Annotated in this window: 14 protein-coding genes; 3 read left to right on the top strand and 11 right to left on the bottom strand. The window is 66.6% G+C overall.

The window, feature by feature from the left end; all coding sequences use genetic code 11:
* Positions 1–31: 31 nt before the first annotated feature.
* Positions 32–529 (top strand): DUF3060 domain-containing protein, encoded by a 498-nt coding sequence (locus tag AO501_RS17350; RefSeq protein ID WP_055578867.1) that lies wholly within the window; start codon positions 32–34, stop codon positions 527–529.
* Here AO501_RS17350 and AO501_RS17345 read toward each other — a convergent pair.
* Genes AO501_RS17345 through AO501_RS17325 form a run of 5 tightly spaced genes read right to left on the bottom strand, consistent with a single transcriptional unit; the run spans position 526 to position 5,398 of the window.
* On the bottom strand, positions 526–1,293 hold the full coding sequence (locus AO501_RS17345; RefSeq protein WP_055578866.1) for a crotonase/enoyl-CoA hydratase family protein: 768 nt from the start codon (positions 1,291–1,293) through the stop codon (positions 526–528). The two genes, AO501_RS17350 and AO501_RS17345, sit on opposite strands and share 4 nt — an antisense overlap.
* A complete protein-coding gene (locus AO501_RS17340) occupies positions 1,290–2,012 on the bottom strand; it encodes a PaaX family transcriptional regulator C-terminal domain-containing protein (protein ID WP_156452635.1) in 723 nt (240 codons plus the stop codon). Before AO501_RS17340 ends, AO501_RS17345 begins: the two co-directional genes overlap by 4 nt.
* A 15-nt stretch (positions 2,013–2,027) precedes the next feature.
* Complete coding sequence (locus AO501_RS17335; RefSeq protein WP_055578864.1) at positions 2,028–2,966, bottom strand: crotonase/enoyl-CoA hydratase family protein; 939 nt, start codon at positions 2,964–2,966, stop codon at positions 2,028–2,030.
* Positions 2,963–4,591, bottom strand: a complete 1,629-nt coding sequence (locus AO501_RS17330) for an acyl-CoA dehydrogenase family protein (protein ID WP_055578863.1) — start codon at positions 4,589–4,591, stop codon at positions 2,963–2,965. The genes AO501_RS17335 and AO501_RS17330 overlap by 4 nt, the downstream gene beginning before the upstream one ends.
* Before the next feature lie 51 nt (positions 4,592–4,642).
* Positions 4,643–5,398, bottom strand: a complete 756-nt coding sequence (locus tag AO501_RS17325; protein WP_055578862.1) for a deoxyribonuclease IV — start codon at positions 5,396–5,398, stop codon at positions 4,643–4,645.
* A 53-nt stretch (positions 5,399–5,451) separates the two neighbouring features.
* On the opposite strand from AO501_RS17325, the gene AO501_RS17320 reads away from it, so the two are divergent.
* Positions 5,452–7,410, top strand: coding sequence for a neutral ceramidase (locus tag AO501_RS17320; protein WP_269435178.1), 1,959 nt, complete (start codon positions 5,452–5,454; stop codon positions 7,408–7,410).
* Between the two features lie 71 nt (positions 7,411–7,481).
* On the opposite strand, the gene AO501_RS17315 is transcribed toward AO501_RS17320, so the two are convergent.
* The 4 genes from AO501_RS17315 to AO501_RS17300 all read right to left on the bottom strand — a co-directional run bounded on the left by AO501_RS17315 (position 7,482) and on the right by AO501_RS17300 (position 18,195).
* On the bottom strand, positions 7,482–11,432 hold the full coding sequence (locus tag AO501_RS17315) for a DNA-directed RNA polymerase subunit beta' (protein ID WP_055578861.1): 3,951 nt from the start codon (positions 11,430–11,432) through the stop codon (positions 7,482–7,484).
* Between the two features lie 53 nt (positions 11,433–11,485).
* On the bottom strand, positions 11,486–14,971 hold the full coding sequence (locus tag AO501_RS17310; protein WP_055578860.1) for a DNA-directed RNA polymerase subunit beta: 3,486 nt from the start codon (positions 14,969–14,971) through the stop codon (positions 11,486–11,488).
* Between the two features lie 571 nt (positions 14,972–15,542).
* Complete coding sequence (locus AO501_RS17305) at positions 15,543–16,547, bottom strand: ABC transporter ATP-binding protein (protein ID WP_055578859.1); 1,005 nt, start codon at positions 16,545–16,547, stop codon at positions 15,543–15,545.
* A 130-nt stretch (positions 16,548–16,677) separates the two neighbouring features.
* Positions 16,678–18,195 carry a carotenoid oxygenase family protein gene (locus tag AO501_RS17300; protein WP_055578858.1) on the bottom strand — a complete coding sequence of 506 codons (1,518 nt, stop codon included), beginning with the start codon at positions 18,193–18,195 and terminating at the stop codon, positions 16,678–16,680.
* A gap of 83 nt (positions 18,196–18,278) precedes the next feature.
* Between AO501_RS17300 and AO501_RS17295 the strand changes: the two genes are divergently transcribed.
* On the top strand, positions 18,279–18,980 hold the full coding sequence (locus AO501_RS17295; RefSeq protein ID WP_055578908.1) for a TetR/AcrR family transcriptional regulator: 702 nt from the start codon (positions 18,279–18,281) through the stop codon (positions 18,978–18,980).
* A 57-nt stretch (positions 18,981–19,037) separates the two neighbouring features.
* On the opposite strand, the gene rplL is transcribed toward AO501_RS17295, so the two are convergent.
* Positions 19,038–19,430 (bottom strand): 50S ribosomal protein L7/L12, encoded by a 393-nt coding sequence (gene rplL / locus AO501_RS17290; protein ID WP_055578857.1) that lies wholly within the window; start codon positions 19,428–19,430, stop codon positions 19,038–19,040.
* Between the two features lie 44 nt (positions 19,431–19,474).
* Positions 19,475–20,056, bottom strand: a complete 582-nt coding sequence (rplJ, locus tag AO501_RS17285; protein ID WP_055578856.1) for a 50S ribosomal protein L10 — start codon at positions 20,054–20,056, stop codon at positions 19,475–19,477.
* Positions 20,057–20,220: the final 164 nt, after the last annotated feature.

Genomic DNA, 20,220 nt, shown 5'->3' with positions numbered 1-20,220 from the left:
AGTTCTGATCACCGGGAGGAATCGAGAAACCATGCGCGCCAACGGAACTGCCGAAACATTCAGACTGGCCGGAGTGGGCCTGGCAGCCGCGGCCGTCGCCGCCGCCGTCGGACTGGTGGGCTGCAGCTCGACCGCCGGGCCGCCGGCAGCCAGCAGCTCCTCGTCGACGAAGTCGTCGACCACGACCACCGGCGGCGGGTCCACGGAGACGACCAGCAGCACCGGCGCCCTCCCGACCGGGAGCACTTCGGTCCAGGTGGGCGACACCGTGGTCTACGCGTCGATGGGACAGACCGCCACCATCGCCTGCGAAGAGGGCAAGTCACTGAATGTGACCGGGTCCGACAACACGCTGACCGTCAACGGCAACTGCGAGACGGTGAGCGTCGGCGGCACCAAGAACAAGATCACCCTGGACAAGGTCAACAAGCGCATCACTGTGCTGGGGATGGACAACACCATCACCTATAAAGACGGCGACCCGGAGATCAACAAGATCGGCCCCAACAACACGGTCACCAAGGGCTAACTGGCCGGGGCACCGTGCCGGCCGGCTCCGCCGGCGAACCGGCCCGCGCCCTCCAGCGCCTCAGCGGCCACCCGGGAGATACTCGCGAACTCGAGGTCCATCGCCGCCGACTCGGGCAGGCCCCACTGGTGCAGCGCCGACAGCCGGTCCGAGCGCAGACATTGCTGCGGCAGTGCGGCAAGCTCGGCCGCCAACTCCTGGGCGGCCTGGCGCCCTTGGCCTTTCGGCACCACCCGGTTGGCCAGCCCGATCGCCAGCGCCTCGTCGGCCTTGACACCCCGACCGGTGAGGATCATGTCCATCGCCCGGCTGTGCCCGATCAACCGCGGCAGCCGCACCGTCCCGCCGTCGATCAGCGGCACTCCCCAGCGCCGGCAGAACACCCCGAAGACGGCGTCTTCCTCGGCGACCCGCAAATCGCACCACAAGGCGAGCTCCAGGCCGCCGGCCACCGCATAACCGTCGACCGCGGCGATCACCGGTTTGGAGAGCATCATGCGCGACGGCCCCATCGGGCCGGGTCCGGTGCGATGTACGGAGTTTGCCTGCGGTGTGCCGAACGCCTTCAAATCGGCTCCCGCACAGAAGGTTCCGCCCTCGCCGCACAGCACCGCCACCGATGCGGTGTCGTCGCGGTCGAACCGTTCGAACGCGGTGTACAGCGCGGCCGCCGTCGGCCCGTTGACCGCGTTGCGCGCCTCGGGCCGGTTGATGCAGACCGTGGTCACCGGGCCGTCGCGTTCCACCCGCACCAAGTCACTCATGTCGCCTCCTGAAGTTGGGTCGTGTCACGAAGTTCCGCCAGTTCGGTGGCGAAGTCGTGGTAGGCCGCCCGCAGTTCGGCTCCGGGCCAGTGGGCGGGCAGCAGTTCGTCGGGCAGGATCGGGTCGCTACCGAGGTGGCGCACGATGGCCGCGGCCACCACGAAGCGCCCCGGCATGTCGGTCGACCGGGCGATCTCCCGCAGCAACTCGCGGCCCACTTCGGCCCACTCCGTCAGGTTCCACAGTTGTCCGGCCAGTGCGGCCGGCTGGTCGTCGCGCGCCCGCAGCACCCGCACCCGGGACGCGACGTCGGGCGTCAGGTCGAGGTCGAGGTTGTCCGGACGCATCCAGACCCCTTCACGCAACTCGCTGAACCGCTTGTCGTGCATGGTGTTCCGTAGCGCCGCGCGGGTTCGGGGATCGGTGCCGACGCTGGTGACGACGACGACGTGCCAGTGCCCGCGCCAGGCCCGGGTGCGCGGCCGCATCGCCTCGTCCTGTCGTCGCTGGCGGGCCAGCAGGCGGTCGGAGAGCCGATAACCGTCGGCGGACCGGATCAAATCGCCGGCACTGACCATGCGGGTCAGCGCCACCCGTATCGTCGCTTCTTTGATACCGAAATCTGTTGTCAAACGCACTAATTCGCTGGCGGTGGCGCACGCGGGGTGCGCGCCCAGCAACACGCTGAGCACCACCGACCGGGCGGTCATCCGGGCCAGCGATTTAGGCATGCCTCAGACCTGCGACGCTCTGCGGCCGTAATCGCCGAACGGTTCGTCGCGGTGCTTGACCGCATCCCGGAAGCCGTGCTCGACCGCGTCGGCGACGAACGCGTGCCCTTCCGGGGTGTGGCGTGCCACCCCGTCGAACACCGTGCTGACCATGCGACTGGTCGCGACACCCTGCTGCAGCAACGGGGCATTGAGCGCGAGTTTGATCATGATCAACTGGTTGACCGGTAGCGCGGCGATCCTGGCCACCAACCGCTCCGTGCGTTCGTCGAGATCGGCCGGATCGGGCGCCTCCACCGCCAGGCCCCACTCCGCGGCCTGCGCGCCCGTGATGCAGTCACCGGTGAACAGCAGGCGCTTGGCGCGCTGGTCGCCCAGGCGGTGCGCCCAAAGGCCCGCGGCGGGCACACCCCAGACCCGGGTTGGCGGGTAGCCGATCTTCGCGTCGGCGGCCGCGATCACCTGATCGGCGTGCAGTGCGATGTCGGTGCCGCCGGCCACGCAGTAGCCGTGGATCTTCACCACCGTCGGCTTGTCGGCGTGCATCAGGCTGGCGAAGCCGCGCACGAACCGGCTCATCATCTGGTAGTCGATCATCGGGTCCCACGGCTGGTTGGGCAGGTGGTTGACCGCCTGCGTCTTCCCGTCCAGCACCGTGTCCCGGTATCCGCCTTCCTGTCCCGAGGAACCCGTCCGGTCGGCGTAGGCCGAGAGATCGAAACCGGCACAGAACCCTTCGCCGCGACCGGAGACCAGGATGACGTGGACGTTCGGGTCGAGGTCCGCGCGTTCCACCAGCGCCGAGAGTTCCAGCGGGGTGTCGGCGACGATCGCGTTGCCCTTCTCCGGCCGGTTGAAGGTGATGCGCGCAACCCGGTCGGTGACCTCGTAGGTCATCGTCTTGAGGTTGTTGAAGTCGACCGGCCTGATCGAGTGCGTCATCCCTTGACCAGCGCGCGCTCGATGATCGGCGCCAGGTCAAGGCCGCTGGGCATGGTGCCGAACGCGCCACCCCATTGCCCGCCCAGCCGGGTGGCCAGGAAGGCTTCGGCGACCGCGGGATGGCCGTGGCGCACCAGCAGCGAACCCTGCAGCGCCAGGCAGATGTCCTCGGCCACCTTGCGGGCCCGGTATTGGATGGTGTCGAGATCGGCCAGCTGCTCGCGCAACCGCTCGACGTGGGCGTCCTGCCGGGCGTCCTGGCCCGCGGTCTGGGCCAACTCGTCGAACAGGACCTCGACGGACTCGGGCCGAGTTGCCATGGCGCGCAACGTGTCCAGTGCGCTGACGTTGCCTGAGCCCTCCCAGATGCCCATCAGCGGGGCTTCCCGGTAGAGCCGCGGCATGCCGGAGTCCTCGACATAACCGTTGCCGCCCAGGCACTCCAGCGCTTCGGCCGCATGCGGGGTCGAGCGCTTGCACACCCAGTACTTGCTGGCCGCCAGGCCGATGCGGCGCAACAGCGCCTCGCGCTCGTCACCCCGGACGGCCTTGTCGGTGGCTCCCGCCATCCGCATGGCGACCATGGTGGCCGCCTCGGCCTCCACAGCCAGGTCGGCCAGCACGTTGCGCATCAACGGTTGGTCGATCAGGTAGGCGCCAAACGCCTTTCGGTGCTGCGCGTGGTAGGTCGCGCGGGTCAGCGCGGTACGCATGCTGGTGGCGCTGCCGAGCGTGCAGTCCAGGCGCGTGAGGTTGACCATCTCGATGATGGTCGGGACACCACGGCCCTCCTCGCCGACCAGCCAAGCGGTGGCGTCGTCATACTCGACTTCGCTGGACGCGTTGGCGTGGTTGCCGAGCTTGTCCTTGAGCCGTTGCAGGAACATCCGGTTGCGGGTTCCGTCCGGCAGGATGCGCGGCAGCATGAAGCACGACAATCCGCCCGGTGCCTGGGCGAGCACCAGGAAGATGTCGCACATGGGCGCCGAGGTGAACCACTTGTGGCCCCGCAGGCTGTAGGTGCCGTCCCCGTTGGGGGTTGCCTGGGTGGTGCCCGCCCGCACATCGGAGCCACCCTGCTTCTCGGTCATCGACATGCCGGCGGTGATACCGGCTTTGGTGGCGGCGAGCTTGAGTTCCGGGTCGTACTCGCGGCTGGTGAGCAGCGGCTCGTACACCGCGGCCAGTTCGGGGTTGAAGCGCAGCGCCGGCACCACCGCGTAGGTCATCGAGATCGGGCAGATATGGCCCGCTTCGACCGTCCAGACCGATGTCTTGGCGGCCCGCACCACGTGCGCGCCCGGCCGGTCGTCCGCCCACGGGGCGCCGTGCAGGCCGTGCGCGACCGCGGTGCGCATCAGCTCGTGATAGGCCGGGTCGTACTCCACCTCGTCGACGCGGTGCCCCACCCGGTCATGGGTGTGCAGCACCGGCCGGTTGCGGTCGGCCAGCTCGCCCCAGCGTTGCGCTTCGCGGCTACCCGAGATGGCCCCCAGCTCGTTCACCTCGTCCAGACCCCACTGGCCGCCCTCGCGGATCAGCGCCTCGATGAGCACGGGAGAAGTGGCCGGGCTGTGATTCTCCAGGGGAGGAACCTGGTTGGTGACGACGTGCGTATCTGGCATGCCGCCAATGTTACATTTCTCCTACAACTGCACAAGAGGTGTAACGGACTGTTACGCACCCATGTTGTCACGCAGGAAAGCGATGTCGTTTTTGCGGCCCTCGTCGGCGGTCTCGCAGATCACCGGCGCGTCGGCGGCTTTGACGACGGCCAGCAGCAAATCGGGATCGATCTGCCCGGTGCCGAAGTTGGCGTGCCGGTCGGCGCCGGAGCCTGCCGCATCCCGGGAGTCATTGCAGTGCACCAGGTCGATGCGGCCGGTCAGTGCCCTGATGCGATCGACGGCGTCGATCAGCGCCTCACCGGCCGCCCAGGCGTGGCAGGTGTCCAGGCAGAAGCCGATTCCCTTGTCGCCGATGTGATCCCACAGCCTGCCGATGGTGTCGAAGTGACGGGCCATCGCATGGTCGCCGCCGGCGGTGTTCTCCAGATAGATCTGCATGTCGGTTTCGAGGTAATCCAGCGCCTTGACCCAGCGTTGGAAGCCGGCCTCCATGTCGTCGTCGTCCGCATGGCCGCCGTGCACGATCACGGCTGTGGCGTTGATCGCTGAGGCGGCGTCGCAGGTGTCCTGCAGGATCTTGCGCGACGGGATCCGGATCCGGTTGTTGGCGGAGGCGACATTGATCAGATACGGCGCGTGCACGTACAGCGGCATGGCGGCCGCTTTCAGCGTCTCGGCGTCATCGCGTGGTTTCGGTTTCTTCCAGCTCTGCGGATTGCCGAGGAAGAACTGCACGACGTCGGCACCGTCTGCGTCGGCGGCGGCAAGGGGATCGTCCTGGTGGACATGTGAACCGATGAGCACTTGTCCAGTCTAGTGAGGCCGTCGGACGCGGCCCGGAGCATAAGGTGTTGAGCGTGACGGACGAGGCAACGCTTGCGGCGGGACTTTCGGCGGGGCTTTCGGTGGGGAGGGGCATCTCCGACATCACCGGCGAGGCCGCCGAATGCGGCATGCTCGGCTACGGCAAGACCGAACAGCGCACGGCGGGCATCCACCTCCGACTGCGGTCGCGGGCGTTCATCTTCGCCGACGCGGCGGCCGACGGCGCGCGGGTGCTGCTGGTGGTGGCCGACCTGCCGTTGCCGATGCAGAACGTGACCGACGAGGTGTTGCGCCGGTTGGCGGCGTCATACGGCGACACCTACACCGCGCAGAACACCTTGATCACCACGACGCACACCCACTCCGGGCCCGGCGGCTACTGCGGACACCTGCTGTACAACCTGTCGACGAGCGGGTTCCGGCCGGCGACCTTCACCGCCATCGTGGACGGCATCGTCGAAGCGGTGCGCTTCGCCCACGACGATCTGGCGCCGGCGAAGGTCGCACTGTCACACGGTGAGTTGCGTGGCGCGAGCATCAATCGGTCCCCCGCCGCCTTCGACCGCAACCCGGTGTCCGACCGCGAGTTCTTCCCCGACCGCATCGACCCGCACACCTCGCTGGTGCAGATCGATCGCGGCGAAAAGACCGTGGGCGCAATCCATTTCTTCGCCACCCACGGCACCAGCATGACCAACCGCAATCTGCTGATCTCCGGAGACAACAAGGGCTTCGCCGCATATCACTGGGAGCGCACCCATTGCGGCGCCGACTACCTTGCCGGCCAACCGGACTTCGTCGCCGCGTTCGCCCAGACCAACCCGGGTGACATCAGCCCGCACGTCGACGGGCCCGTCGAGTACGGCCCTTCGAGGGAAGAAGACGAACTGGCGAACACGCGACAGATCGGCATGTCCCAATTCGAGGATGCCGTAGGGCAACTCGACAAGGGGACGCCGATCGGCACCGGCGTCGACTCCAGGCTCACCTACGTCGACCTCAGCGCCGTCGAGGTGCGCGGGCAGTTCACCCCGGACGGTCAGCCGCACCGCACCGGGCGGCCGATGATCGCCGCGGCGATGTTCGCCGGCACCGACGAGGGTGAGGGATTTCCGGGCTTCCAGCAGGGGCAGGGACGAAATCCATTTTGGGACAACATTTCCCGCGGCATCTATCGGCTAGCCGGGAAGTTGCGGGCGGCGCAGCAGCCGAAAGGGATGGTGCTTCCGGCCCACTTGCTGAACCGGCTGCAGCCCTTCATTCAAGAGGTCGTTCCGGTCCAGCTGTTGCGGATCGGGCGACTTTATCTGATCGGCATTCCAGGCGAGCCGACGATCGTCTCGGGTCTGCGGCTACGCCGGACGGTGGCTTCGATCGTCGGCGCCGACCTCGATGATGTGCTCTGCGTGGGGTACAGCAACGCCTACATCCATTACGTGACCACGCCCGAGGAGTATCTGGAACAGCGCTACGAAGGCGGCAGCACGCTGTTCGGCCGATGGGAGTTGCCGGCGCTCATGCAGACCGTCGCCGGACTCGCCGAGGCCATGCGCGACGGCCGCCCGGTGACCCCCACGCAGCGACCGCGGCCCCACAGACCTCGCAGCTGGTTGCGCGCCGCACCTGCCGACACCGGTTCCTTCGGCTCACTTGTCGCCGAGCCGGGCACGACGTACCGCCCGGGCGAATCGGTGGAAGCGGTATTCGTCAGCGCATACCCCAACAACGACGTCCACCGAAACCGGACCTTTCTCGAAGTGGTCCACCTCGCCGGAGACGGCTGGGTGCGGGTGGCCGACGACGGCGACTGGTCGACGACGTTCCGCTGGCAGCGCGACGGGCGCAGCGGCTCGCACGTGCGGATCCGGTGGGACATCCCGGTCGATGCGGCGCCCGGGCACTACCGCCTCGTCCATCACGGGATGGCCCGCGACAGCTACGGCAGGCTGGAGCCGTTCCAGGCGACGACGCACGAGTTCGCGGTGCGCTAGTTCTGGCGAGCAGACGCAAAAGCCCCCGACACGCCGGGCGTGCGGGGGCTTTTGCGTCTGCTCGCGCTGACCTACCGGTAGTCGCTGTATCCGTAGTCGTCCAGCGGAACCGCGGCACCGGTCGCCTGACCGAAGTCCGGGCTGTAGTACTGGTCCTCGTAGGACGGGATCGTGTACGCGGCGGCCCGGGCCTCCTCGGTCGGCTGCACCTGGATGTTCCGGTACCGGTTGATACCGGTACCCGCCGGGATCAGCTTTCCGATGATCACGTTCTCCTTCAGACCGTTGAGCTTGTCGCTGCGGCAGTTGATCGCCGCATCGGTCAGCACTCGCGTGGTCTCCTGGAACGACGCCGCACTCAGCCACGAGTCGGTGGCCAGCGATGCCTTCGTGATACCCATCAGCACCGGACGTCCGGCGGCGGGCTCACCACCCTCGGCCACGACGCGGCGGTTCTCCGCCTCGAACTCCGCGCGGTCGATCAGCGAACCGGGCAGGAACTCCGTCGAGCCCGAGTCGATGATGGTGACCCGGCGCAGCATCTGACGGACGATCACCTCGATGTGCTTGTCGTGGATCGACACACCCTGCGCCCGGTAGACCTCCTGGACCTCACGGACCAGGTGGATCTGCACCTCACGCGGGCCCTGCACACGCAGCACCTCGTGCGGGTCGGCGGAGCCTTCCATCAGCTGCTGGCCCACCTCGACGTGGTCGCCGTCGGCGAGCACCCGCTCGGAGCCGTCCTCGTGCTTGAACACCCGCAGGCGCTGACGCTTGGACAGCTTGTCGTAGACCACTTCCTCGCCACCGTCGTCGGGAACGACGGTGATCTTGTAGAAGCGCTCGCCGTCCTCCAGCCGCACCCGGCCGGTGACATCGGCGATGGGCGCCTTGCCACGCGGGATCCGGGCCTCGAACAGCTCCTGGACACGCGGCAGACCGCCGGTGATGTCCTCACCCACACCACCCTGGTGGAAGGTACGCATGGTCAACTGCGTGCCGGGCTCACCGATGGACTGGGCGGCCACGATGCCGACCGCCTCACCGATGTCGACCAGCTTGCCGGTAGCCATCGACCGTCCGTAGCAGGTGGCGCAGACGCCGGTGCCGGTGGTGCAGGTCAGCACCGAACGCACCTTGATCTGGGTGATGCCGGCCGCCAGCAGGGCCTCGATCGACGGGTCGCCGAGGTCCTCGCCGCGCGCGACGACGACATTGCCTGCCTCATCGACCGCGTCGGCGCCCAAAGTCCGTGCGTACGCCGAGGTTTCGATGTACGGGTCACGGATGAGGCTGCCGTCGGGCTGACGCTCGGCCAGTTCGACGACGATGCCGCGCTCGGTCTGGCAGTCGTGCTCGCGAACGATCACGTCCTGGCTGACGTCCACCAGACGACGGGTCAGGTAGCCCGAGTCGGCGGTACGCAATGCGGTGTCCGCCAGACCCTTTCGGGCCCCGTGGGTGTTGATGAAGTACTCCAGCACGGTCAGGCCCTCGCGGAACGACGACTTGATCGGACGCGGGATGAACTCACCCTTCGGGTTGGTCACCAAGCCCTTCATGCCGGCCAGCGTTCGGGTCTGGGTGAAGTTACCGGTGGCGCCCGACTCCACGATCGTGATGATCGGGTTGTCGCTCGGGTAGTGCTCCCGCAGCGCCTGACCGACCTCGTCGGTGGCTTCCTTCCAGATCTCGACCAGGGCCTCGTTGCGTTCGTCGTGGTTCAGGGCACCACGCTGGAACTGCTTCTCGACCTTCTCCGCGCGCTCTTCGTAGGCGTCCAGAATCTCCTTCTTGCGCGGCGGAACCAGCACGTCGGCCATCGAGACCGTGACGCCGCTGCGGGTTGCCCAGTAGAAGCCGGCGTCCTTCAGCTTGTCCACGGTCTGCGCAACCACGATCATCGGGTAGCGCTCGGCCAGGTCGTTGATGATCGCAGCCTGCACCTTCTTGTGCATCTGCTTGTTCACGAACGGGTAGCCCAGCGGCAGCAGCTCGTTGAACAGCACACGGCCCAGCGTGGTCTCGGCAACCCAGGCATCGCCCGGCTGCCAGCCGTTGGCGCCGAACAGCTCGGCCTCGAGCTCGGCCGGCGGACGCAACTGCGTCAGCCGCACCTTGATCTTGGCCCGCACCGAGAGCACGCCGCGGTCGGCGGCCATGATCGCCTCGGCCGGCGAGGAGTACACGCCGGTCTCCGACTGGTCGGTCGCGGCAGCCTGGAACTCGCCCTTGTCGCCGGCGACCTCGGTGGTCAGGTAGAAAAGCCCGGTCACCATGTCCAGACGCGGCATGGCCAGCGGACGGCCGGAGGCCGGCGACAGGATGTTGTTCGACGACAGCATCAGGATGCGCGCCTCGGCCTGCGCCTCCGCGCTCAGCGGCAGGTGCACGGCCATCTGGTCACCGTCGAAGTCGGCGTTGAACGCCTCACACACCAACGGGTGCAGCTGAATGGCCTTGCCTTCCACCAGCATCGGCTCGAAGGCCTGAATGCCCAGCCGGTGCAGGGTCGGCGCCCGGTTCAGCAGCACCGGGTGCTCGGCGATGACCTCTTCGAGCACGTCCCACACCTGCGGACGCTGACGCTCCACCATGCGCTTGGCGCTCTTGATGTTCTGCGCGTGGTTGAGGTCCACCAGGCGCTTCATCACGAACGGCTTGAACAGCTCGAGTGCCATCAGCTTGGGCAGACCGCACTGGTGCAGCTTGAGCTGCGGGCCGACCACGATGACCGAACGGCCCGAGTAGTCGACGCGCTTGCCGAGCAGGTTCTGACGGAACCGGCCCTGCTTACCCTTGAGCAGGTCGGACAGCGACTTCAGCGGGCGGTTACCCGGTCCAGTGACCGGGCGGCCGCGGCGGCCGTTGTCGAACAGCGCGTCCACCGACTCCTGCAGCATGCGCTTCTCGTTGTTGACGATGATCTCGGGCGCACCGAGGTCGATCAGTCGCTTCAACCGGTTGTTGCGGTTGATCACGCGGCGGTACAGGTCGTTCAGGTCGGAGGTGGCGAAGCGGCCACCGTCGAGCTGGACCATCGGGCGCAGTTCCGGCGGGATCACCGGGACGGCGTCCAGCACCATGCCCATCGGCGAGTTGCCCGACTGCTGGAACGCGGCGACCACCTTGAGTCGCTTGAGAGCACGAAGCTTCTTCTGCCCCTTGCCACTTCGGATGACCTCACGCAGGTTCTCCGCCTCGGCGTCGATGTCGAAGTTCTCGATCAACTTCTGAATCGACTCCGCGCCCATGGCGCCGGTGAAGTACTCGCCGTAGCGGTCCTGCAGCTCGCGGTAGAGGTTCTCGTCCACAATCAGCTGCTTGGGAGCCAGCTTGGTGAAGGTGCTCCAGATGTCCTCCAGCCGGTCCAGCTCGCGCTGCGCGCGGTCGCGCAACTGACGCATCTCGCGCTCACCACCGTCGCGCACCTTGCGCTTGGCGTCGGCCTTGGCGCCTTCGGCCTCCAGCTCGGCCAGGTCGGCCTCGAGCTTCTGGGCACGGGCTTCCAGGTCGGCATCGCGCTGATCCTCAACGGCCTTGCGCTCCACCACCATTTCGGCCTCGAGCGTGGAGAGCTCGTTGTGCCGCATCTCGTCGTCGACCGCGGTGATCACGTAGGCGGCGAAGTAGATGATCTTTTCCAGGTCCTTGGGAGCCAGGTCCAGCAGGTACCCCAGACGCGACGGAACGCCCTTGAAGTACCAGATGTGCGTGACCGGGGCGGCCAGCTCGATGTGGCCCATCCGCTCACGGCGCACCTTCGCGCGAGTCACCTCGACGCCACAGCGCTCACAGATGATGCCCTTGAAGCGCACGCGCTTGTACTTGCCGCAGTAGCACTCCCAGTCGCGAGTCGGTCCGAAGATCTTCTCGCAGAACAGGCCGTCCTTCTCGGGCTTGAGCGTGCGGTAGTTGATGGTCTCCGGCTTCTTGACCTCGCCGTAGGACCACTGACGGATGTCCTCCGCCGTCGCCAGGCCGATTCGGAGTTCATCGAAGAAGTTGACGTCTAACACGTAACTCCCTTTCCCCTTGCGGGTTTAGTGACTGAAAAGCTGATTCAAGAAGATCAGGCAAGATCCTCGACAGACGCGGATTCGTTGCGCGACAAGTTGATTCCCAGGTTGGCCGCCGCCCGCTCGAGGTCTTCGTCCTCGCCCTCGCGCAGCTCGATCGCCGCACCGTCGGACGACAGCACCTCAACGTTGAGGCACAGCGACTGCAGCTCCTTGAGCAGCACCTTGAACGACTCCGGAATGCCCGGCTCGGGGATGTTCTCGCCCTTGACGATGGCCTCGTAGACCTTGACCCGGCCGACGGTGTCGTCGGACTTGATGGTCAGCAGCTCCTGCAGCGTGTATGCCGCGCCGTAGGCCTGCATCGCCCAGCACTCCATCTCACCGAACCGCTGGCCACCGAACTGCGCCTTACCGCCCAGCGGCTGCTGGGTGATCATCGAGTACGGACCCGTGGAACGGGCGTGGATCTTGTCGTCCACCAGGTGGTGCAGCTTCATGATGTACATGTAGCCAACCGTCACCGGGTACGGGAACGGTTCGCCGCTGCGACCGTCGAACAGCACGGCCTTGCCGTCGCCGTTGACCATCACGTCGCCGTCGCGGTTGGGCAGCGTGCAGGACAGCAGGCCCTGCAGCTCCTCTTCCTTGGCGCCGTCGAACACCGGGGTCGACACGATCTGGTTCGGCTGTGCATGCCGGAGGTCCTCCGGCAGGTTCGCGGCCCAGTCCGGGGCGCCTTCGATATTCCAGCCGGCCTTGGCCACCCACCCGAGGTGGGTCTCCAGGATCTGGCCGATGTTCATCCGTCGCGGCACACCGTGGGTGTTCAGGATGATGTCCACCGGGGTGCCGTCCGGCATGAACGGCATGTCCTCCACCGGCAGGATCTTGCCGATGACGCCCTTGTTGCCGTGCCGTCCGGCCAGCTTGTCGCCGTCGGAGATCTTGCGCTTCTGGGCGACGTAGACCCGGACCAGCTCATTGACGCCGGCAGGCAGTTCGTCGTCGTCCTCGCGGGAGAACACCCGGATGCCGATGACCTTGCCGGACTCACCGTGCGGCACCTTCAGTGAGGTGTCGCGGACCTCGCGGGCCTTCTCACCGAAGATGGCGCGCAGCAGCCGCTCCTCCGGGGTCAGCTCGGTCTCACCCTTGGGAGTGACCTTGCCGACCAGGATGTCGCCGTCGCGGACCTCGGCGCCGATGCGCACGATGCCGCGCTCGTCCAGGTCCGCCAGCACCTCGTCGGAGACGTTCGGGATGTCCCGGGTGATCTCCTCGGCGCCCAGCTTGGTGTCGCGGGCGTCGATTTCGTGCTCCTCGATGTGGATCGAGGTCAGCACGTCCTCTTCGACGAGGCGGTTGGACAGGATGATGGCGTCCTCGTAGTTGTGACCCTCCCACGGCATGACCGCCACCAGCAGGTTCTTGCCCAGGGCCATCTCACCGTTCTCGGTGCAGGGCCCGTCGGCGATCACCTGGCCGGCTTCCACCCGGTCGCCGGCGTCCACGATCGGCGACTGGTTGGCGCAGGTGCCGTGGTTGGAACGGGCGAACTTGCGCATCCGGTAGGTGCGCCGGGTGCCCACGTCGTGCATGACGGTGATGTAGTCCGCCGACACCTCCTCGATGACGCCGGCCTCTTCGGCCACGACGACGTCGCCGGCGTCGATCGCCGCACGCAGCTCCATGCCGGTGCCCACCAGCGGCGCCTCGCTACGCACCAGCGGAACCGCCTGGCGCTGCATGTTGGCGCCCATCAGGGCACGGTTGGCGTCGTCGTGCTCGAGGAACGGGATCATCGCGGTGGCCACCGACACCATCTGGCGCGGCGAGACGTCCATGTAGTCCACCTCGGACGAGGGCACGTACTCCACCTCGCCCGCCTTGCGGCGGACCAGAACGCGCGGCTCGACAAACCGGCCGTTCTCGTCGATCGGCGAGTTGGCCTGCGCCACCACGTGGCGGTCCTCCTCGTCGGCGGTCAGGTAGTGGATCTCGTCTGTGACGACCCCGTCCACAACCTCCCGGTACGGCGTCTCGATGAAGCCGAACGGGTTGACCCGCGCGTACACCGACAGCGAGCCGATCAGGCCGATGTTCGGACCTTCCGGGGTCTCGATCGGGCACATGCGGCCGTAGTGCGACGGGTGGACGTCACGGACCTCCAGACCGGCGCGCTCACGGGACAGACCACCCGGCCCCAGCGCCGAGAGACGACGCTTGTGGGTCAGACCCGACAGCGGGTTGTTCTGGTCCATGAACTGCGAGAGCTGGCTGGTGCCGAAGAACTCCTTGATCGCGGCGACGACCGGCCGGATGTTGATCAGGGTCTGCGGCGTGATCGCCTCGACGTCCTGAGTGGTCATCCGCTCGCGGACGACGCGCTCCATGCGGGACATGCCGACCCGGATCTGGTTCTGGATCAGCTCGCCGACGGTGCGCAGCCGGCGGTTGCCGAAGTGGTCGATGTCGTCGGTCTCCACCGGAACCTCGGTGCCGCCCGGAACGGTCATCGTGTGCTGACCCTCGTGCAGACGGACCAGGTACTCGATGGTGGCGACGACGTCTTCTTCGGTCAGCGTGGAGCTGGTGATCGGATCGCCGACGTGCAGGCCGAGCTTCTTGTTGACCTTGTAGCGGCCGACACGTGCCAGGTCGTAGCGCTTCTCCTTGAAGAACAGATTCTCCAACAGGGTCTGCGCGGACTCCTTGGTGGGCGGTTCGCCCGGCCGCAGCTTGCGGTAGATGTCCAGCAGCGCCTCGTCGGTGCCCGCGGTGTTGTCCTTCTCCAGCGTCCCCATCATGATCTCGGAGAAGCCGAACCGCTCGTGGATCTGCTCGTTGGTCCAGCCGAGGGCCTTGAGCAGCACGGTAACGGGCTGGCGGCGCTTGCGGTCGATACGCACACCGACGGTGTCGCGCTTGTCGACGTCGAACTCCAGCCAGGCGCCACGGCTGGGGATCACCTTGACGCTGTGCAGCAGCTTCTCGGTGGACTTGTCGATGGTCTCGTCGAAGTACACACCGGGCGAACGGACCAGCTGGCTGACCACGACACGCTCGGTGCCGTTGATGATGAACGTGCCCTTCTCGGTCATCATCGGGAAGTCACCCATGAACACCGTCTGGCTCTTGATCTCGCCGGTGTTGTTGTTGATGAACTCGGCCGTGACGAACAGCGGAGCCGCGTACGTCATGTCCTTGTCTTTGCACTCGTCGACGGGAGCCTTGACCTCGTCGAAGCGCGGGTCGGAGAACGACAGCGACATCGAGCCGGAGAAGTCCTCGATCGGTGAGAGCTCGTCGAGCACCTCTTCGAGGCCGCCCTTGGGGCTGACCTCGCCGCGCTCCAGCGCGCGCTCCCGCCAACCCTGCGAGCCGATCAGCCACTCGAAAGAGTCGGTCTGAACGTCAAGCAGCCCCGGAACCTCGAGAGGTTCACGGAGCTTGGCGAAAGAAACGCGGTTGGGCGCCCCAGGTACGGAGTTGTTTGAGCTCTGGCGGAAATCAGCCAAGATGCATCCTTCCAGCACCTCGTGCGACTAACGAGAACTCGAAGTGAAAGCCGGTACGACCCGGTGCCCACCAAAGCCTGTTCGCCGCAGATAATTGTGTCGGTTCGGCTGGCGGACGAACTGTCCGGATCTCACGCACGCAGCTGAAGCTGAGCCGCGGGTTGGGGCTCAGGCTAAGACCACAGTGTCTTTAGCGGCCAAGAGGCGATTGTGAGGTGGGCAGGAAGTAGCCAGCGCAACGTCCAACAATAGCGCAGACGCGCGCATTCCTCAAATACCCACAACAACTAGCAGTCATACGCCGTCCTTGGACTTGTGACGACCGATGGCGCTGGCTGGCGACCTCGAGTTGCCCGTGGACAGATACGACACATGCTGCCCAACAGATTGACCCGTTTGGGCCTCGTCGTCAAGGGCTGCGCGCGGCAAGTTGTGGGAAGTTGTGGTTAATTCCGCGGCGGCCGCCCACCAGGTGAACAGCAGGAGGCAGCAGCGTGCGGCAACTTTCCGAACCGCCGGACGGCGACAAAAATCGCGGCGAGGGCAATCAGTCAGGGCAGCCGGTCCCCGAGCGCTTGGAGCCCTGGGATCAGTACTCGTGCGACTGGTACTTGTGGGTGCCCTCGAGGTCGTCGAGGATGGCCGCCTGCGCGTCCTTGGGCAGCGTGTGCAGCATCGCGCGCACGCGGGCCTGGCGACGGGCGACGGCTTTGCGCTCGGGCATGCCGGGCGAGGCCACGATCTGCGGTGGCACGCCCTCGATCTCCTCCACACCGCCGGCGTGCTGACCGGCGTCCAGGGCGGCCTGCTCCTCGGCCATGGTGGCCTCGTCCTTCTCCTCGGACATGCCGATCGGGCCGATGCGGCGGCCGTTGAGGAACTGCCGCACCACCGGTTCGTCGCTGGTCAGCAACACTTCGCGGGGGCCGAACATGACCAGGTGCTTGCGGAAGAGCATGCCCATGTTGTCCGGCACGGTACGGGCGATGTTGATGTTGTGCGTCACGATGAGGATCGTCGCGTCGATCTGGGCGTTGATGTCCATGATCAGCTGGCTGAGGTATGCGGTACGGACCGGGTCCAGACCGGAGTCCGGCTCGTCGCAGAGGATGATCTGCGGGTCCAGCACCAGGGCGCGGGCCAGGCCGGCACGCTTGCGCATACCACCGGAGATCTCACCGGGGAACTTCTTCTCGTCGCCACCGAGACCGACCATCGTCAGCTTCTCCATGACGATGTCGCGGATCTCTTTTTCCTTCTTCTTCGTGTGCTCGCGCAGGGGGAACGCGGTGTTGTCGTACAGGTTCATCGAACCGAACAGCGCGCCGTCCTGGAATAGCACGCCGAACAGGGTGCGGATCTCGTACAGCTCTTTGGCCGAGCACTCGATGATGTCGGTGCCGTCGATGATGATCGAGCCCCGCTCCGGCCGCAGCAGACCGATCAGGGACTTCAGGAACACGGACTTGCCGGTACCCGACGGGCCCAGGAGAACGCTGACCTCCCCGGAAGGAATCTCGAGCGTGACGTCTTCCCAGATCCTCGAGGATCCGAAGGACTTCGTGAGTCCGTTGACCTCGATGCTGACGCCCATGGGAAATCCTTCCGTCAACGCGCAAATTCGCCACCAGGCCCCGTGTGGCTTGAGTCACTGTAGCGCACGCCTGGTGCGGGATATCAGGGTTGCAAAGATAACAATCTGCCGGGCGCCCTGACCAGCTGCGTCAGCCGGCCGGAGCCCAATTGCCGTGGAACCCCATCGGTACCCGCTGGGGCAGGTGGACGGTGGCCACCGACTCCAAGGTCTGGGCATCCACCAGCAGCAGTTGGCCCTCGTCGCGGCCGCGGTGATAGCCGTACCCCATCAGGACGCCTTGGTCTTCTGCGGGGTCTTTCCCGTTGCTTGCGGGGTTGGGCACGAATGACATCTCGCCGATCACAAGTTCGGGGTCCAGCCGGGCCACCTCACTGGATCCGGTGGCGTAGTCGTGCTTGTAGAGGGCGGTCACCATCGGCGTGCCCTGCTCCTGGGCGAGATAGCCGTCGTCGACACCGACGGCGTAGCCGAACCGGTGCCGGGCGCCCGTCAGCGTCTCGTTGATGCGGGGGAACTCCTGGGGCCGGTCGTCACGACGGTCGGTGGACACCGAGCCGGTGGCCAGGTTGATGGTCCAGCGCTCCAGCATGGGCTGGGTGTCCCCGGGACCGCGGCGGTCGCGATCGAACATGCGCGCGTAACTCACCACGTCGAGGACCAGGAATTCGGTGCCGTTCCGGATTTCGGAGTAGGCGTTGAGCGGGTGGTAGACGTAGCAGGGTTCGATGTCGAACCACCGCACGTCGCGGTCGGAGCCTTCCCGGGGCATCACGCCGATGCGCGCGGGATACGACGGGTTCCACGCATACGGCATGCGGTCGGTGGGCTTCGGGTTGCTGTTCAGCCGGGCCGCGATCGGACTCGGCACCCGCACCCGCCCCACCAGCGACTGCATCACCAGTTGGGCCGGCAGACCCAGCCAGCGCGGAATCTTGACCGGCAGCACCTGACCCGGGTCGAACGTGACCGGCAGGTCGTAGATGACCACGTATTTGTCGGTGAGGGAGAAGTCATGCATCATCGGCGATCCACCGACCCGGATGTCGACGGTGCGGCGGGCCCGGCCCTGGGCGTCGATCACCGAGTACTGAACTGTTCGCCCGCGGGCGAAGGAGTAGGAGACGGCGTGCAGTTCGCCGGTGTCCGGGTCGCGGTGCGGGTGGGCGGTGTAGCCGCCGTACAGCGTCCCGTCGAAATCGCACGTCCCGACGGTGTCGAGCTCCTCGGTGAGCTCGTAGTTGGCCACGCCGCCCTCCACCAGCGCCAGGGTGCGGCCGGCGTGGGCCAGCACGCTGGTGTTGGCGCCCAGGGCCAGCAGCCCAGCGCGCGGGTCCAGCCGCGACGGGGCGGGCTCGCCGAGCTTGGCCGCGACCGATGCGCTGCGCACCCAGCGGTTGCGGTACCAGCGCGCATGCCCGTCCTGCAGCGACACCCCGTGGACCATGCCGTCGCCACTGAACCAGTGATAGGTGGCCGGGTTCACCTCCGCCGCGGGGTTGGGCCCGTTGCGCAGGTAGCGGCCGTCCAGGTGCTCGGGGATCTGCCCGGTGACCCGCAGATCGGTGGCGGTGACTTCGGATTTGACCGGTGCCAGGAAGTCCTCGAGGTAGGGGTTCCGGATCTCGGTCGTCTGCGTCACCGTCATGTCTGAGCTCCTATAACATTGTTATTTCAGCGTTATTGCGACCGTACGCTTCGGACCGGGAGATGGCAATATTGTTTGGCGAGATGACACCCGACCCGACCCCGCGCAGCGTCCGCGACGACTTGCTGCACGCCGCCGTGGAACTGCTCAACGACCACGGCCCCGATGCGCTGCAAACCCGCAAAGTGGCCGGCGCCGCGGGAACGTCGACGATGGCCGTCTACACCCACTTCGGCGGCATGCGTGAACTCATCGCCGCGGTCGCGGAGGAAGGTCTGCGGCAGTTCGGCGCGGCGCTGACGGTGCCGGAGTCCGACGACCCGGTGGCCGACCTGATGGCCGTCGGCGCCGCTTATCGGCGTTATGCGATCGAACGGCCGCACATGTACCGGTTGATGTTCGGCAGCACCAGCGCGCACGGCATCAACGCCCCGGCCGGCAACGTCCTGACCCTCACCCTTGACGAGATCGAGCAGCAGGATTCCAGCTTTGCGCATGTCGTGCATGCCGTACACCGGTCGATGCTGGCCGGCCGGATCACGGCAGCTACCGCAGAGGACGACACAGCGGTGGTGGCGACGGCCGCCCAGTTCTGGGCGTTGATCCACGGTTTCGTGATGCTGGAGCTGGCCGGGTTCTACGGCGAAGACGGCTCGGCTGTATTGCCGGTGCTCGCCGGAATGACGACGAACCTGCTTGTCGCACTGGGCGATTCACCCGATCTGATCAAGCGGTCGCAGCTGGCCCTACAGGCTGAGCAGACGCAAAAGCCCCCTGAACCGTGAGGAAAAGGGGGCTTTCGCTGGGGGTACCTCCCGCTTGCGGGGGACTGCTCGGCAGAACTACTTGACGGTGACGCTGGCGCCGGCGGCCTCGAGCTTGCCCTTGGCCTCGTCGGCGGCCTCCTTGGAGACCTTCTCGAGCAGCGGCTTGGGGGCGCTGTCGACCAGGTCCTTGGCCTCCTTGAGGCCCAGGCCGGAGACGATCTCGCGCACCACCTTGATGACGCCGATCTTCTTCTCACCGGCGCCCTCGAGGATCACGTCGAATTCCGACTGCTCCTCGGCGGCCTCCGCCGGAGCGCCGCCACCGCCACCGCCGGCCGCGGCGACGGCGACCGGAGCGGCCGCGGTGACCTCGAAGGTCTCCTCGAACTTCTTGACGAAGTCCGACAGCTCCAACAGGGTCATTTCCTTGAAAGCGTCGAGCAGGTCGTCGCTGGAGATCTTTGCCATGGTGTTTTCCTCCTGAGTTTCTTGAATTTCTCGGGTTTGTGGGGTTATTCGGCGGCTTCGGGGGTGGCCTCCGCGGCCTCGGCGGCGGGCTCCGGTGAAGCGGCAGGGGCTTCGGTGCCCTTCTTTTCCTGGAGGGCGGCCAGCAGGCGCGCCATCTGCGACGCGGGTGCGTTGAACAGCCCGGCAGCCTTGGCGAGGTTGCCCTTCATTGCGCCAGCCAGCTTGGCCAGCAGCACCTCGCGCGACTCCAGGTCTGCGATGCGCTCGACTTCAGCAACGGTCAGCGCGTGGCCGTCCATGTAGCCGCCCTTGATGACCAGCGCCTTGTGCTCTTTGGCGAAGGTCTTCAGAGCCTTGGCCGCGTCGACCGGCTCACCGGTTACGAACGCGATCGCGGTCGGGCCGGCGAACAGTTCGTCGAGGCCCTCGATGCCGGCCTCGGACGCCGCCCGCTTGATCAGGGTGTTCTTGGCCACCGCATAGGTGGTCGACTCCCCCAACGAACGGCGCAGCTCGGCCAGGTTGGCCACGGACAGACCGCGGTACTCGGTGATGACCGTCGCCGTCGATGCCTTGAAGTGCTCGGTGATGTCTGCGACGGCAGTGGCCTTGTCAGCCCTGGCCATGCATACCTCCTACAAGTGTGGTGGCCACCGGAGGAACGACGAACGCCCCGGCGCAGGATGCGGCCGGGGCGTGGAATGCGCCGGCGCTCGCGCCGGCTGGGTTGCCTCGTCCTCCTGCGTGGGCCGCCGGGATGTTCCCGGACCTTCAACCGATTGCTCGGTGA

It is taken from the genome of Mycobacterium gordonae, from assembly GCF_001417955.2.
GTDB classification, from domain to species: Bacteria; Actinomycetota; Actinomycetes; order Mycobacteriales; family Mycobacteriaceae; genus Mycobacterium; species Mycobacterium gordonae_B.
The sequence above is the reverse complement of the archived record's forward strand: the minus strand, read 5'-3'. Positions and strand labels throughout refer to the sequence as shown.